17 protein-coding genes and 1 pseudogene are annotated in these 15,348 nt (G+C 63.5%); 7 read left to right on the top strand and 11 right to left on the bottom strand.

Annotation, left to right across the window (positions count from 1 at the left end):
- Positions 1-140 precede the first annotated feature (140 nt).
- From I6H87_RS09880 to I6H87_RS34280, 4 genes are all read left to right on the top strand, one after another.
- Positions 141-1,133: a tripartite tricarboxylate transporter substrate binding protein gene (locus tag I6H87_RS09880; protein ID WP_011616034.1), complete on the top strand. Its 993-nt coding sequence runs from the start codon at positions 141-143 to the stop codon at positions 1,131-1,133.
- A 27-nt stretch (positions 1,134-1,160) separates the two neighbouring features.
- Positions 1,161-1,931, top strand: coding sequence for a class II aldolase/adducin family protein (locus tag I6H87_RS09875; protein WP_011616035.1), 771 nt, complete (start codon positions 1,161-1,163; stop codon positions 1,929-1,931).
- Between the two features lie 36 nt (positions 1,932-1,967).
- Positions 1,968-3,005, top strand: a complete 1,038-nt coding sequence (locus I6H87_RS09870) for a TauD/TfdA family dioxygenase (protein ID WP_010813161.1) — start codon at positions 1,968-1,970, stop codon at positions 3,003-3,005.
- 138 nt (positions 3,006-3,143) lie between these two features.
- Complete coding sequence (locus I6H87_RS34280; RefSeq protein ID WP_041687519.1) at positions 3,144-3,356, top strand: hypothetical protein; 213 nt, start codon at positions 3,144-3,146, stop codon at positions 3,354-3,356.
- A gap of 158 nt (positions 3,357-3,514) precedes the next feature.
- Here I6H87_RS34280 and I6H87_RS34865 read toward each other — a convergent pair.
- From I6H87_RS34865 to I6H87_RS09815, 11 genes and pseudogenes are all read right to left on the bottom strand, one after another.
- Positions 3,515-3,682, bottom strand: a pseudogene (locus I6H87_RS34865) (hypothetical protein); the annotation flags it as partial.
- Positions 3,683-3,868: 186 nt separating this feature from the next.
- Complete coding sequence (locus tag I6H87_RS09860; RefSeq protein ID WP_011616037.1) at positions 3,869-4,390, bottom strand: helix-turn-helix transcriptional regulator; 522 nt, start codon at positions 4,388-4,390, stop codon at positions 3,869-3,871.
- Positions 4,391-4,392: 2 nt separating this feature from the next.
- A complete protein-coding gene (locus I6H87_RS09855) occupies positions 4,393-4,677 on the bottom strand; it encodes a hypothetical protein (protein WP_011616038.1) in 285 nt (94 codons plus the stop codon).
- Between the two features lie 173 nt (positions 4,678-4,850).
- On the bottom strand, positions 4,851-5,648 hold the full coding sequence (locus I6H87_RS09850) for a transporter substrate-binding domain-containing protein (RefSeq protein ID WP_041687829.1): 798 nt from the start codon (positions 5,646-5,648) through the stop codon (positions 4,851-4,853).
- Positions 5,649-5,768: 120 nt separating this feature from the next.
- Positions 5,769-6,242, bottom strand: coding sequence for a cupin domain-containing protein (locus I6H87_RS09845; protein WP_010813156.1), 474 nt, complete (start codon positions 6,240-6,242; stop codon positions 5,769-5,771).
- Between the two features lie 313 nt (positions 6,243-6,555).
- The gene (locus I6H87_RS09840) at positions 6,556-7,371 is read right to left on the bottom strand and encodes an enoyl-CoA hydratase/isomerase family protein (protein WP_010813155.1); all 816 of its coding nucleotides are present in this window, start codon (positions 7,369-7,371) and stop codon (positions 6,556-6,558) included.
- The gene (locus I6H87_RS09835) at positions 7,368-8,603 is read right to left on the bottom strand and encodes a CaiB/BaiF CoA transferase family protein (RefSeq protein ID WP_011616040.1); all 1,236 of its coding nucleotides are present in this window, start codon (positions 8,601-8,603) and stop codon (positions 7,368-7,370) included. The genes I6H87_RS09840 and I6H87_RS09835 overlap by 4 nt, the downstream gene beginning before the upstream one ends.
- A 75-nt stretch (positions 8,604-8,678) precedes the next feature.
- Positions 8,679-9,644: a Bug family tripartite tricarboxylate transporter substrate binding protein gene (locus I6H87_RS09830; protein WP_011616041.1), complete on the bottom strand. Its 966-nt coding sequence runs from the start codon at positions 9,642-9,644 to the stop codon at positions 8,679-8,681.
- A 62-nt stretch (positions 9,645-9,706) separates the two neighbouring features.
- Complete coding sequence (locus I6H87_RS09825) at positions 9,707-10,645, bottom strand: LysR family transcriptional regulator (RefSeq protein ID WP_062804595.1); 939 nt, start codon at positions 10,643-10,645, stop codon at positions 9,707-9,709.
- 993 nt (positions 10,646-11,638) lie between these two features.
- Complete coding sequence (locus tag I6H87_RS09820) at positions 11,639-12,202, bottom strand: hypothetical protein (protein ID WP_011616043.1); 564 nt, start codon at positions 12,200-12,202, stop codon at positions 11,639-11,641.
- 4 nt (positions 12,203-12,206) lie between these two features.
- A complete protein-coding gene (locus I6H87_RS09815; RefSeq protein ID WP_010814719.1) occupies positions 12,207-12,731 on the bottom strand; it encodes a PAAR domain-containing protein in 525 nt (174 codons plus the stop codon).
- 204 nt (positions 12,732-12,935) lie between these two features.
- Between I6H87_RS09815 and I6H87_RS09810 the strand changes: the two genes are divergently transcribed.
- From I6H87_RS09810 to I6H87_RS09800, 3 genes are all read left to right on the top strand, one after another.
- Complete coding sequence (locus I6H87_RS09810; protein WP_011616044.1) at positions 12,936-13,346, top strand: hypothetical protein; 411 nt, start codon at positions 12,936-12,938, stop codon at positions 13,344-13,346.
- A gap of 756 nt (positions 13,347-14,102) precedes the next feature.
- A complete protein-coding gene (locus I6H87_RS09805; protein ID WP_011616046.1) occupies positions 14,103-14,480 on the top strand; it encodes a hypothetical protein in 378 nt (125 codons plus the stop codon).
- Positions 14,461-15,291 carry a hypothetical protein gene (locus I6H87_RS09800; RefSeq protein ID WP_041687523.1) on the top strand — a complete coding sequence of 277 codons (831 nt, stop codon included), beginning with the start codon at positions 14,461-14,463 and terminating at the stop codon, positions 15,289-15,291. Before I6H87_RS09805 ends, I6H87_RS09800 begins: the two co-directional genes overlap by 20 nt.
- The last annotated feature ends 57 nt before the right edge of the window (positions 15,292-15,348 follow it).

Here is a 15,348-nt window from a genome sequence, read left to right as displayed (position 1 = left end):
ATGCGCGCCGACATGCGCCATAGACTTTTCCGCATGCAGCACAGGACGGCGATCGCGCAGAGCCCGGACCACACGGGACGCTTCGAACGCATCCGGCAACCAGCCCGCCCGCGCTGCCGCAGACCAGACAAGGAGACCACATGCCCCGCCCACCCGACGCCCGCCGGCGCACACTGCTCAAGGCCATGCCGGCCGCCGCGCTCTTCCCTGCCATGCTCAGCCTGCCCGCCACCGTGCGCGCCCAGGCCTGGCCCGCGCGCCCCATCACCCTGATCGTGCCCTTCACCGCCGGCGGCGCCACCGACGTGCAGATGCGCGCGCTGTGCCTGGCGGCATCGAAGACCCTGGGCCAGCCCATCGTGATCCAGAACCAGCCCGGCGTCAGCGGCACGCTCGGGCCCGCCGCGATGGCGCGCAGCGCGGCGCGCGACGGCTACACGCTGGCGCTGATCACACCGGCGTTGTTCCGCCTGCCGCACCTGCAGCCGGTGAACTACGACGCGATCAAGGACTTCACCTACATCATCGGCCTGACCAGCTATGTGTACGGGATCTCGGTGCCAGCGGGCTCGCCTTGGAAGCGCTTTGGCGACTTCGTCGAGCACGCGCGCGCCAACCCTGGCAAGGTCAACGTGGCATCGGTCGGCACCGGCTCGCTCGGCCAGATCACCGTGCGCCGGCTGGAACAGCAGGCCGGCATCAAGCTCAATTTCATCCCCTTCAAGGGCGGCGCCGATGCGTTGTCCGCGCTGCTGGGTGGCCATGTCGACGTGATGATCGAAGCCGGCTGGGGCGCCATGGCTGAAGCCGGCAAGGTACGCCTGCTGGCCGTGGCCGAGCCGCAGCGCCTGAAGCGCTGGCAGGCCGTGCCCACGCTGCGCGAGCTGGGCTACGACATCACCGTGCAGTCCGAAATCGGCATCGCCGGCCCGCGCGCGCTGGACCCCGCGGTGGTCGCCACGCTGCACGATGCCTTCCGCCAGGCCACATCGGACCCTGCCTACCTGCGCGCGCTCGAATCCGAATCGATGCCCAACCGCCATATGAATACCGCCGACTACCAGCACTACGCCGCTTCGCAATTCGCCAGCGACAAGCGGCTGGTGGCCGAGCTCGGCATCCGGCTGGACTGAGCCCTACGCACGCAAAGGAGCCATCGCATGAGCGAAACCGATCCCATCCGTCCCGCCGCCATTTCGGACGCCGAGTGGGCCACCCGCATCGAGCTGGCCGCGCTCTACCGCGCCATCCACCGGTACGGCATGACCGACCTGATCTACAACCACATCACCGCGCGCGTTCCGGGCGAGCCTGAGCACATCCTGCTCAACCCCTACGGGCTGCTGTACCAGGAAGTAAACGCGTCCAGCCTGTACAAGATCCACCTGAACGGCGACATCGTCCACCGGCCCGAGCGCGATGCCGGAGAGCTGGGCCTGAACCCCGCCGCCTACGTGATCCACACCGCCGTGCACGCCGCGCGCCATGATGCGCTGTGCGTGCTGCACACGCATACGCGCGCATCGTCGGCGGTATCGGCCATGGCCTGCGGCCTGCTGCCGGTGTCGCAGCAGGCGCATATGTTCTACGGGCGCATTGCGTACCACGACTTCTCCGGCCCGGTAGTCGACCTGGCCCAGCAGGGCCAGCTGGTGCAGGACCTGGGCCAGCACAACGCGATGATCCTGCGCAACCACGGCCTGCTGGTATGCGGGCGCACCATCGCCGAAGCCTTCTTCAACATCTACTGGCTGGAATCGGCCTGCAAGATCCAGGTCGATGCCATGGCTGGCGGCGAACTGGTGATGCCGTCACCGGCATCGCTGGAAGCCAGCCGCAAGGCCTTCGGCCGCGTAGCCATCCGCGGCGACCGCGAATGGGCGGCGGTGCGGCGCGAGCTGGACCACATCGACCCGTCCTACCGGCACTGACCCCGCCTTCGACCTGAGCACAAGACTGGAGACAACATGACCCAAGCCACCGCCGCCGATGCGGCAACCTTCGCAGTAGCCGTTCCCGCCCTTGGCCCCGATGTGCGCTGCCACGTGCTGCAGCCCGGCCGCCCGCCGCTGTTCATCGAACCGGCCGGCGAACGCCTGCTGGACCGCGCGCAGTTCCGCCAGTGGTCGCGCACGGTGCGCCCGGCGCTGGACGCGCTGATCCTGGAACATGGCGGGATCGTGCTGCGCGGCTTCCCGACCGCCGGCACGGAGGACTTTGCCGACTTCATCGAGCAGTTTCCGGCCTTCGACGGTGGCTACGCCGGCGGCCGCGCCCCGCGCGAAACCATCAGCGGCCGCGTGATGGAAGCCACGCGGCTGTCGGCCAGCGTGCGCCTGGCGGTACATTCCGAAATGGCTTACCGCCGCGACTACCCGCGCCGCATCGCCTTCTTCTCGCGCAAGACCGCCGAGGTGGGCGGCGAAACCCTGATCACCGATGTGCGCCACCTGGCCGAGCGCATGGACCCAGAACTGGCCGGCAGGCTCGCCACGCTGGGCAGCCGCACCGCGATCAACTTCGGACCGCGGCGCGATGCCGACGATGCCTCTTACGCGCATATGGACGAGCGCGGCTGGAACCAGTCGTTCCATACCGAGGACCCGGCCGAGGTGAACCGGCTGTGCGCCGAGCGCGGGCTGGAACCAGTCTGGCATGAAGACGGCAGCCTGACCGTGCTCAATGCGCTGGAGCCGTTCGTGGTACATCCGCAGACCGGACGCAAGCTGTACCGGTCGATCCTGCATATGCTGCCGCAGGTGGAGAACCCCGAGCAGGACCTGGAACGGCGCAAGCGCCAGAAGTACCCGACCGGCGCCACGCTGGGCAATGGCGAACGCCTGACCGATGCCGAACGCGCGCATATCGACCAACTGTGCGACCAGACCACCTATAGCTGGCCCTGGCGCGATGGCGACGTGATGGTGCTGGACAACCTGCAGGTCTGGCACGGCCGCAACCCGTACCAGGGCACGCGCGACGTGCAGGTGGCGCTGTTGGATTAAGGCGCGCGGGCCGAGCCTGTTGCAGCGGGCAGGCGTCGATATAATCAGCCGCGCAACGCCATAAATTAAGACATTAAAACAATAAGCCATCAGGCGGACGGGGTGCAGCGTCTTCTTGACTTACGCTGCGAGGGAACCATGACCAGCGCTGACCACGCCCTGTCCGGACGGCTGTCCGCGACCATCCCTGCCCGCCGTGCCGCAGGCAGTTCCGTTTCTGCGCCAGCCGCGCCGCACACCCCGCTGCTGCAAGGCGTGCATCGTCGCGCAGACCAGCTGATGACGGCCATGCTGTGGGTGCTGGGCCTGCTGTCGCTGATCGTCGGCATCACTATGGGTCGACCGGGCTGACGCTGACACTGGGCTTGCCGATGGCGCTGCTCGGCACGCTGATGGCGGTCACCCTGCCCGCCCGCCTGGCGACGCGGCTGGCGATGGCCGTGCTGCTGATCGCTGGCCGGCACCTGTACGCGAAAGCGCATGATGGCCAGATCACCGGTGTACTCAAGCTTGACGTCCGACAGCACCGGCGCATTGGCCTTGTCTGCAAAGAAGCGCTGCTTCAGGTAGTCCGTGGCGGCAGCCTTGCCGCGCACAACCAGGCCATGCGGGTCGGATTCGCCGGTGGGCAGGGTCCAGACGAACTCATCGTCCAGGCACGCGGCGAAGCGCTCCATGTCTGCGCGGGCAAAGGCGGCGAAGAACTCGCCCATCACGGCTTTCACGTCTGATTCGGCCATCTTGTCTCCACTTCTGGTTGTGGTGCCCGGCTAGGGCGGTTGTCCGGGCATCTTGGCCAAAGGCCGGGATTCGTACCACCACCCGAAAAGGATGGGCCGGGAAGCGGAGTCGACGGCCGACCGCTAAGCCACCAGCGACCGGAACTCCCGCGCCATCGCCGGTGCCACCTGGCTGGCGCACCTGGCCAGGTTCACCTGCATCGCCGTGGCCGCGATTTCAAGGAGCTCCGGCTTAATGTCGTAGCCACGCTGCCCCAGCCACACGATCACGTCCAGCAAGTGCCACAGCGAACTGCTGCCTTCATGCACCGGCACCGGGAAGGAATCCGGGTAGCCAAGCATCAGCTTGCGCATGTTCTGGCGAGACACGCCAACCATCTCGGCAATATCCGTCAGCCCGACCAGGTCCGGCGCCGCCTCGATCAGCGTGGCCGATGGCATGGCGCGGCGGGCATCGGCCAGGGCACTCACCATGGCCGCCCGCGCCGACTCCGCCTCGCGGACAAACGCCAGCGCCACGCGGCCCGGCAGGCCGGTGCCCACCAGCGCGTCATCACACCCCGCCTCGGCCAGGCGTTCGACCAGCACATCGGTATCGCCGTCCGCCTGCGACAGGTGAAATTTGAGGGTGAAGGCGTATTCCATGGTCATGTCCTGAATTGCAGTACGCGCAGCGTTGTCACTTCCCGCTGATGCGAGCAGTTGTCCACGATCCGCCGGATGGCATTGGCGTGGTTGCCCGGATTCTTCGGCGTGCTCCAGACGCTGGATACACAGAACTCGCCGCAGCGGCATTCCTTGTGGTTGTCGGGGCAGTAGATGCGGCCCCACGCATGACCGTTGCCCTTGGCCTGCTCGACACGCCAGCCATGCAGCGCTGCATGCCTGAGTGCGGCCTCAATCTCCTTCCTTGGGTGCCTGGCGCGGGTCATTCGTGTCTCCGAGACTAGATGCGCAATGACTGGTTGTCAAGTGACAACCAGAAAATAAGCACAATCCGAGTGGATCGGAGCATTGTCTTTGGACTTGCCCGAGCGGGCATTGAGAGGACTCTGGAATCGGCGGAAACGAAGTCGTAGCCGGGTGATGCAGGTGTTAGCGCATACTATTCACGCGGAGCGGCAACGACTCCGCGCAATGCGGCGCGTTCGATCGCCGCCTCAACCAGGCCTTCGGATTTCGCGCTCTCGACAAACTTGCGCGCGTAGGCAGCACTGTAATCCCGTCCTTTCGGCGTTGCCATCCCGGCCTTCTCCCCGCCGGACCGGCCCTCTAGCACGCGCGAACCCGCGAGTTTCTCGGCCTGGCTGTACATGCCTGCCTTGGTTCCGAAAATGACATCTGTCCTTCCGGCCCGCAGCGATTCAACCATGTCTGCAATAGTTGAAGACCGAACCAGCGTGGCACTCCGCATGGTGCTGGCAAGATAGGCATCCGGCGAGCTCTTTTCCACCACGCCAATCCGGACACCGGGCCTGTCGACGTCCGCCAGCGTGGTGATGCGCGAACCCGGCGGAACGAGGTAGCTGAACTCGACCTCCATGTATGGCGCGGTAAAGTCCACGACCGACGCGCGCTCGGTACTGATTCCCATCGTGGCGACATCCCACTCCCCGGTTTTTGCGCCGGCGATCAACGCCGGGACCGAAGTGTAGGCAACGGGCTCGAACGAAACGCCGAGACGCCGCGCCATTTCCTTGCCGAGGTCAACGGCAACGCCTCTGAACTCCCCTGACGCAGCATCCTTCGTCGCATGGATCGGGGAGCCCGATATGAATCCGACGCGGAGTTTCCCCGTCGGCGCCAATGCGCTCCGCGCATCAGGCGTGGGTGCCGTCCGGGGCCCCGCACAGCCAGCGAGTACCAGTGCAAGGATTACCGCCAGCCGTCGAATCGCACGCATGTCATGGCAATTGCCGCAAGCCACCGCCCTCTCCATCAGGTATTTGCCACGTCCGATGCCTGCTATGGTCCTGCCCGCGGCTTGCGCCGCTTTGAGACATCCATAGCCCCGCACCAGGCATTACTTCTTCTTCCTGGGATCATCAGCCGGGTTGACGAAGTTGAAAGCCCAGGGCCCCGACGCATTGATCTGGATAACGGTTTCCTCCTTGGTCCAGCCAAAGTGGCGCATCTTGGGTGGCATGACAATCAGGCTGCCGGCGCCGAGCGGCGAGGTCTTTTCCGGGTCGAGCTTGTCGCCCATGCCATAGTTGAACGTCCCGGAAAGCACGGTCACCCGCTCCACGCCCGGGTGCCAGTGCGCCGGCACCTTGGCATCCGCGGGCAGCTTGATCCGGGCCGTGAACGGCGCTTTCTTGTCCATCTTCCCCTCGAGGACGGCAAGTTTGGCACCCGGTATCAGTGGAAGGTCCGCCCATTTGACCTCGTCGGCAGTGACCATGACCATGTCGCCCGGCGGGGCAGCCAATGCCGCAGACATCGTCAGGCAGACGCCGAAGGCCAGTGTGGCAATCGGGGGAAGCTTGTTCTTCATGGCGCGCTCCTTCCTGAGACGGCAACCAGACGGTAGAAGCGGCGCGGCGATGGCACAGACCTTCAAATGCCATCTTGCACCGATTCCACCGCCAGCCGCGCTGGTGACACCCACTGCATGGCACAGGTTCAGGCATGCAGGCTCGAGCGTCTTTATCGCCCATAGCATTAATGTGATGCATATCGCGGGCCACCCGTGGCGGGAGGCTGACGAGCGGGCGCGTGACGCTCGCGCGATGTGTCGGTTGCACGGTAAATCAGCCAGATGGTTTCAATTTTGAAACACCGGCGGCTGGCGTACGAGGCCCCGACGTTCAACTCCCTTTCCATACCGGCGGGCGCCGGTTCACGAACGCATCCACCCCTTCCCGGAAGTCACCGCTGCCGTAGCACAAGCGCACCAGGTCATCCGTGTCGGCCACCGACTGCACGGTCTGGCGCCGCAACGCCTCCTTGACCACCGTCTGCGTGACAGGCGCCAGCGCGCCAAGCCGGTCGCATAGCGAGACGACCTCGGCCTCCAGCGCGTCGGCAGCGTACACACCCTCAAGAAACCCGCACGCGAGCGCAGCCTCGGCGTCGAGGATCTGCGCCAGCAGCAGCATGCGGCGCACCGGCTGCAGCCCCCAGGCCGCACGCAGCTTGGCAAGGTTCAGTGCCGACAGCGTGTTGCCCAGCGTGCGCGCAATCGGCACGCCAAAGCGGGCCTTGGGCGTCGCGACACGGAAGTCGCACGCAGTGGCGATGGCCAGGCCGCCGCCCACCGCCCAGCCTTCGATAACCGCCACAGTTGGCATCGGCAGTTGCTCGACAAGGCGGACGCCTTCGTCGATACGCGCTTCGTAGGCAACCCCGTCCTCGCCGCTGGAGAACTGCTGGAACTGCGCAATGTCAGTACCTGCGACAAAGGCCTCTCCGCCCGCGCCGCGCAGCACCACCACGCGCGCACCCGCATTGCCTTGCGCCGCAAGCGCGCGGCAATGCGTGGCGAGTTGCTCGTACATGGCCCACGTCATCGCATTGCGCGCGGCTGGTCGGTCGAACGTCAGCGTTGCGACCTGCCCCTGCATCGTGAGCGTGACTTGTCCGTCGTTGCCGGGACCGCCCTCCGGCGGCAGCGCGGCCTTCATGATCCGAATGCGCCGGCTACAGCCAGCGACTGTTGTTCGTCCTTCGGGATACCCAGCTCGGCCAGGATTTCTTCCGTATGCTGGCCGAGCAGCGGCGGCGCGCGCCGTACCTGCTGGGGCGTGCCGCCCATCTTCACCGCGAAGCCGATATTGGGCACCTTGCCCTCGATCGGATGATCGATTTCGATGCGCATCTGGCGGTGGCGGCCGTGCTCGCTGTCGAAGGCCTGCGGGTAGGTCAGGATCGGCCCGGCCGGAATGCCGACGCCGAGCAGGCGCTCGATCCAGTAGTCGCTGCTCTCCTTGACGAAGCTCTCCTCCAGCATCGCGATCAGTGCCTGCCGGTTGGCCAGGCGCAGCGCCACGGTGGCAAAGCGCTCGTCCGCGAGCAGGTCGGGCCGGTCGAGCGTGTTGCACAGCAGTTGCCACAGCTTCTGGTTGGTGGCCCCCATGACGAAGTAGCCGTCGGCGGACTTCATCGCCTGGTAAGGCGCGCTCATGCGGTTGGCCGTGCCCAGCGGCTCGGGCTCGCGGCCCGTGCCCCAGTATTCGCAGGTGTCCCACACCGAGAACGCCAGCGCGGAGTCGAACAGCGATGCATCGACATACTGCCCCTTGCCCGTCTCCCTGGCGCCGATATAGGCAGACAGCATGCCGTAGGTGGCGAACAGCGCGCAGCCGATGTCGGCCACCGGTACGCCCGCCTTCACCGGCGCGCCGCCCGGGTAGCCGGTGACGCTCATCACGCCCGACATCGCCTGCGCCATCAGGTCAAAGCCCGGCCGCCCGGCCCACGGCCCGCTCTGGCCAAAGCCCGAGATGCTGCAGTAGACCAGCTTGGGATTGATCCTGGCGAGGGTCTCATAGTCGATCCCCAGCCGCTTCATCACGCCGGGTCGGTAGTTCTCCACCAGGATGTCGGCCGTTTCCGCCAGGCGATAAAGCACCTGCCGGCCGGATTCGGTCTTCAGATCCAGGGTGACGCTGCGCTTGTTGCGGTTCATGTTGAGGAAGCCCATGCTGTCCGAGCCCTTCATCTTGAAACCCATCGCGCCGCGCGTCTGGTCGCCGCCATCGGGCGGTTCGATCTTGATCACGTCGGCGCCCAGATCAGCCAGCAGCATGCAGGCGTAGGGCCCGGCCATGACCTGGCTGACGTCGAGCACGCGCACGCCGGCCAGCGGCAAGGTGGAGGCAGGCGCCTGTGCGCCCGAGTCGCGGAAATCTGTCATGGGATGCTTCTTCCTGGATAGATGGATGGGCAGCGTGCGCGCGTGCGTCGGTTCTCGGCCATCGTCTTGCAGCGCTCAGCTCTCGGCCTTTACGCCGGCGTCTTTCACGACCTTGGCCCACTTGGTGGACTCAGAGGCGATGAAGGCGGCGAACTGCTGGTTCGATCCGCCGGAGTCCTCGGCGCCAAAGCTCTTGAGCCGCTCGGCGACGTCGGGCATGGCCAGCACGCGGTTGACGTCCGCGTTCATGCGCTGCACCAGCGCCGGCGGCATGTTCTTCGGGCCCACCAGGCCATACCACGACGCCGCGTCCAGCCCGGGGAAGCCGGACTCCGCCAGCGTCGGCACATTGGGATGGCTGGCCGCGCGCTTCAGGCGGGTCTGCGCAATCGCGATCACCTTGCCCTGCTGGATAAACGGCGTGGCGGCGGTCATGGTGTCGAACGCATAGTCGATCTGGCCGCCGATCAGGTCCGCGACCAGCGGGCCCGAGCCCTTGTAAGGCACGTGCACCACATCGAGCCTGGCCTGCAACCGGAACATCTCCAGCGCCAGGTGCTGCGCCGAACCGATGCCGGACGAGCCAAAGGAAATCTTCCCCGGCTTCTGCCGGCACAGCGCCACGATGTCCGAAACGCTGCGCACCTTCTGTTCCGGACGGCAGGTCAGCATATTGGGCGTGACGCCCACCATTGAAATCGGCGTGAAGTCGGTGCGCGGGTCGTACTTGACGTCCAGCAGCGCCGGGGCGATCGCGTGGCTGTTCACATGCGCCATCAGCAAGGTGGTGCCGTCAGGCGGCTGCTTGGCCACATAGGCGGCGGCGATGGCGCCGGTAGCGCCGGGCTTGTTCTCCACCAGCACGCTGGTGTTCCACATGACCCCGAGCTTCTGCCCGATCACGCGTGCCAGCACATCGGTGCCTCCGCCGGGGGCGAAGCCCACCACAATGCGCACCGGGCCGGCGATGTCGGCGGCGCGCACCAGGCTGGGTATCGCCAGCCCGGCCGCTGCCGCCACAATGAATTGTCTGCGCTGCATTGCGTGTCTCCGTCCTGTAGTTATGGAGCCATCATCCGCAATACATCCGCCGCGGGCTATCGCTAATTGGGGGATTCTGGTTTCGCGTTTTGCGCAAGCACCGCCAGCACGCTGAGCGCCGCCGAGGAAAGTGCCCCATGGGGCCGATGACACAGCACAAACTGCCGCTGCGCCCAGGGCGCCGCAATGGGCAGCCGCACAAAGCGGCTGCCGGCCGCCACCTCGCGCGCGATCGCCTCCGGCATCACCCCGCCGCCCAGGTTCTGCGCCACCAGCGCAGCCATGCTGTCGAAACCGCCCACGCGCATGCGCATGCGCAGCACGCGGCCGGCCTCCTCCGCCAGCCGCTCCAGCACGATCGAGATCGCCGAACTCTCGCTGAGCACGATCAGGTCGCAGTCCAGCACGTCGTCCGGCGTGACCTTGCGGCGCCGCGCCAGCGCATGGCCGCGCGCCACCACCAGCACCAGTTCATCATTCCGATAGGGCGCGGTCGGCAGGTCGATCACGCCCAGGCTGCCGTCGTAAATGCCGATGTCCACGGTGCCGCGGCGCAGCGACTGCTGGACTTCCGCGCTGTTCATTTCCTGCAGGTCGATGCGCACGCCGGGGCAGGCCGTGGCGCAGCGTTGGATGTCGAAGGGGAGGAACTGGATGACTGCGGATTTGGGCGCGGCTACCCGGACCACGCCCAGGTCGCCGCCGACAAAGGAGGCAGCGTCGTCCTGCATGCGCTGGACGGTGTGGGTGATGCCGCGGGCGTGGGCCAGTAGTGCGCGGCCGGCTTCGGTCAGGGCCATGCCGTGGGGCAGGCGTTCGAAGAGGGAGACGCCTAGTTGGGCTTCCAGTTCGAGGATGCGGCGGGAGGCGGCTGCGGGGGCCAGGTGGAGGCGCTCGGCGCCGCGGGTGATGCTGCCGAAGTCGGATACGGCGATGAAGAGCTGGACGGTGGTGAGGTCGAAGTGCAGGCGGGGGGTGCGTGGGGGGGCGGTGGACGTCACGGTGGTCGGCGCTTAGGTGGGCGGCGTGGCGGGGGCAATGGCGATTCTCCACTTATTGAACGACGCAGACAATTATGGATTTCCCACGTAACCTCGCGAGCAAGGACGGCTATCGAATCGATGCCCCGCCAGGCGCCTTACAGCCATGGGGGTCCTGCGGCGCAATGGAAGCGGTTTGCGCATCAAAATATGTGCCGTCGTACCGGTCTCCGGAATATAGAAACGTGTAGATCAGCTTACGTTTGAATTGCCCCCTCAGGCGAAGCACTGGACTTGCGCAATCCTCGGCAGACACAGCGCTGGAATTCCGATACTTGAGGAGCGGTTGGTCAGACCCCTTGTACAGTACGACGACATCCCATCCGATAAAACCGCATGGGGGCACCGCTCTCGTTGCCGAACGTTCGGGCGTGTGTCTGGCCATTCGCGCCGCCAGCCTTTAGCACTCGATACTGTACGTGGCACTCTCCGCAGGCATACTGCATGTGTATGACATCGATTGCTGTGTTCTCGTCCGACAGATGAAAGGGGTATAGGAACGCAGCCAGGAGTCCAGCAGCCAACAGCGACACTGGGATAAACACACGGGCTGCGATCTTGGCCGCGCTGTATCTGTACATGGGACACCCTAAGAGTTGCATGTCCAACTTTTGAGGCCCAGATCAGGGTGACCGGGCCTTCTTTCAACCGAACAGACCAACGCCTAGCGGCGGGTCGAAAGATTGGGCTTCGTCCGTCCATCCCTCAAGGCTCCCGCACCTGACCCGAAACGAAACCAAGCCCTTTGTTTCAACTTGAATCAACCTGCAGAAGGTGCCTGATGGAACGGTACCGCTGAAAGGCCCTTGCCGTTTGAACACGTCTAGCGGCTCTTCGTGCAGGGGTACGGGTGCGACGGTGGTTCGCCCTAGCAGGTCGATACTACAACCGCTCCACCATGCGTAAAGCAGCGCGAACGCCAACCCCGACACACCTAGAGCAACGACTGATTTCCTACCAATTGCCGGAGGCGCCACCTTCGTAACCCTTTCCATAGAATCGGCGTTCAACAAGCCGGTTAGATTTCGATAGCACCGCCAACAGATCGGCCGGGGATACCGGCGTCGGGAAGTAGCGTGGATCGTGCGCCATGATACCGACCAACTCGAGAACGTCCGCGACGTTGGAGCTACACGAATTACTGAACACGCTGTACTTCTCGTCTTCGACCACTCGTCTCTCTAATTCGTCCTGAACGATCCTCCTTTCGCGTGGCGACACCCATAGGTACAGACCAACAACATCGCGCTTCACCCCTTGCGTATTGCTTCTCAGGTATTCCGTAAGCGAGCCCTTGAAGTACTTTTCATGTGCGCGGCTATAGACGGTCCCATCAATCCCAATTGCAGCATGACCGAATGCCGAGGCCGGACGAGGTAGCTTATCGAAGATGAGCACTTCCAAATATTCCCGCTCCACGGGAACCGGTTTAGGTGCATTCGCTGGCGTTGGCGTTGTCGTGCGCCTGGCGACAGGAATCAAAGTCTTGCCAGATGGGGAAACAAGCGCGCTCGACATTCAATCACCCCTCTACGTAAATGGTCACTTCCGCTGCGTGCATAGTGGAAGTCAGCAGATGGGTTCTTCCCTGGCCATCGGTCTTGCCAAACTCAGGACTGGCGCCTTCACGCACGACCGCATATTCGGTATTCGGCAATGGCGTTCCGGTCGAACTGTCCTGGAGCACGTACAGGTCGTCATACGCGTCGTTCTTGCCCCATGCACCTGCGATATGCGCCATCCCGCCTTCCGCGCTTGCAAAGCCCGTTCCCCCGCGCGGGTGCTCAACGTTTGCAAAGCCACTGGTTGACGAAATCAACTGCGCCCCGCAGGCGGTATGCATGCCATGCAGTGCGATCGACTTGCCATAGGCGGTAAAAGACGTATCACCTTCAATGATCGGGAACGCACCTTTGCACTGTGGACACGAAACCATATGCCCTACCGCGGCGACAGGTACGCCGTGGATCCTAAAATTCGGTATACCTTCTAACACCTCGCCGCCGTGCGTGGTCGTGTCGCCCTGCCGAATGATGCCTTTTCTCATCACAGGATGTCCCCCAGCAAATAGCTTGAATCGAGGAATCTAAACGAAGGTAGTCATTCGATCTATAAGTCTTTCCCTAAAAATGCGGATTGAATTATTCAAATCAGATGTTAGCGAAATATCGCCCTGGTTTTCAGGATTTTTCCCCAGGCGCTGGGAGACAATGGCGCAGTATCATTTTGCCGATGGATTTATCTGGATGAAATGCAGGCCAAGCACGGTGGCTCACCCTTGGGGATCTATGGGCTGCAGGCGTTGGCCGCTCGAATCGTAGCGGAGGGGTGTGAGGTGATGGTTCTGCGTTGGTTATTCCTGCTGCCTTCCGTATTGCTGCCTGCTTCGCCTATCGGGCTAAGCCTCTTTCACATAGTTGCTGCGCCAACACGGGACGATATGTTCGTTGGCTATGCGGGCGTTGTGTCAGCTGCGGTACTTCTGGCTGACCTGATCCTTGTGCTGGTATGGCTTGGGGCGTTGGGATACTTGCTCTGGACCATCCCCGACCAGCGTCGCTCATTGCTGATGGTAGCCGGCATAGCCGTGGTGGCCTCCGTTGCCTGCTATGCCTTGGACACCAGAGTGATTCGAGTCATGTTCTCAGTGGCTGCGGCGTGACGCACGAATTGCGGTAGCACCATGACGGAGTTTGGGCTCCATCCAACGGTCGCGCCGGACGGGGTACCGTGGGATAGCACAGCATCAACCATTTTTTCCTGCGTGCCCTCCCCCATCTAGCGCGATTTGACGACGGGGATAGACGGGCTTAGGTAGATGAACCGCAACGCAAGCAAGGTGGTTCGCCTAGTGGATTCTATGTGCCGCGGCCATGACCTTGCTGGGTATAACGTTCGCGGTGATTGCCGCTCGGACGCCCGTTACACTCGCACGAGCCACAACCGGCCCATTAGCTGCGATAGCTGGCACCACCGTTTTCTGCGCAGCTGTATTGGCGCTCATCGGTCTGTTGCTTTTGCTTTTTGTCTTTCTGCGCCGGCCGGGCAAACGGCTGCGGGCGTCTCTCTCCTACGCCATTGGTGTCTGCCTGTTTGTAGCGGTGTTTCTCGCGACGGACCGACGGGTTACGCGTCCGCTTCCTGAGCGGCATAGCGCCGCACAAGTTGGCCTTCTTCCTCAAAATCCGCGCAGCGTTCCCCGGAATTCTTCGAAGAACCTTTTTTTGTTGCCATCGGACTCCTGTTCCCCGGCCTTGCGGTCCTCTCACTGGTAATGGGTACATTCACTACTACCAGTTTCCAGGTATTGCACAGGGCCTGGCGCGGACTCATGATGGACTACCTTTGCTGAGCCAATAGCGCTGCGCGAAAGCCGGCGCTAGCACTGCTCATCATTCCAGTCTACAGGAGGCACCACATGAAACCCACCCTGATCAGTCTGGAGGCATTTAAGAGTAAGACTGCGCTTTCTGGCTTTCGAGGCAGGAAGAAGCTACTGCAAATCGACTTTCTGCTGGAGACATGGGTGACCAATCCACCGCCGACAGCAGATGGGCGTATGCAGCATCTTGGCACCCTCTTGGGTGCGTGTGACGAGTGGATGAAGATTAAGGAGGGGAAAGAATCGAAGAACAGCGCGTTGCGAAGCGTTGCTGTGCAGGACCTTCGCAAGCAGGTGCTCTTACTTATGAATTACGAGCAGTTCCAACGCAAGAAGCAACTCTACGGCCCCCGCATAGGCGTTCCCCTTCAACCTGGGCTACTCCGTCGAGCGAATGCTGTTCATTCAAGCTAGGAACCAGTTTCGCGATGCGATAACGTATGGATTGGACGTGACGATTTCGCCGGTGGGCGGAAGCTTCGCCCATGATGTTCACACAAGGCAGCCATCTCCGTTGGTCCAAGGTCGACCGTTCGATCAGTTCAGGCCAGAGGACTTCACTGCCTACGAGAAGCTGGCTCCCATCTCGAGCCAAAGCATGTATGTCCACTATATGCGCAAGCATGAGCGCCTTGGAACGATGCTTACCGTGTCAAATGGGCGGCTTAGCCGCAACGGTGCCTGGTATTCGACGCCCAAGGGCATCACGATCTATGCCATGGATCTCTACGGAAACCTGTTCGTGCAGAACAGCACCGAAAACGGGCGCCTGGTCGGCAACGTCAGCTCGCAATTCAATCACTCGTCGCTCAATGCTGGCAATAGTGTGATCTGCGCTGGCGAGATTGTGGTCAAAGAAGGCATCCTTCGCGAAATCTCCAACGCCAGTGGGCACTATCGCCCTACCAGAGAAAATCTAATCGAATGCCTGCGCGTACTAGCGGATGATGGCCTGAACATGGACGAAGCAATAGCGATCGTCCATACGGCTACAGGGGACGAGCACGATTCTGTCGCCGCCCTTTGCGCGCCGGGGCAAGTGACCGCTTCGACCCCGCCGCCTGGCAGGCCGCGAGCGAACCGCCACGCGCCGCCGCCTCGATTTGAGCCTGCCGCCGAGCCAAGTCGCGGATGGACGAGGGGCACGAAGCCTCAGGCCCCGCCGCCTCAATCAGAACCCGTCGCCGAGCCGAGCCGCGGATGGAACAACGGTAAGCCATTGTAAGGTTGAGCCTACAAATGGCTTAGAGCTACCTAAGCCCCTGGACAGCCGCTTGCGAGC

It is taken from the genome of Cupriavidus necator, assembly GCF_016127575.1.
Classification (GTDB): Bacteria; Pseudomonadota; Gammaproteobacteria; order Burkholderiales; family Burkholderiaceae; genus Cupriavidus; species Cupriavidus necator_D.
This window is presented reverse-complemented; position numbering and strand designations above follow the sequence as displayed.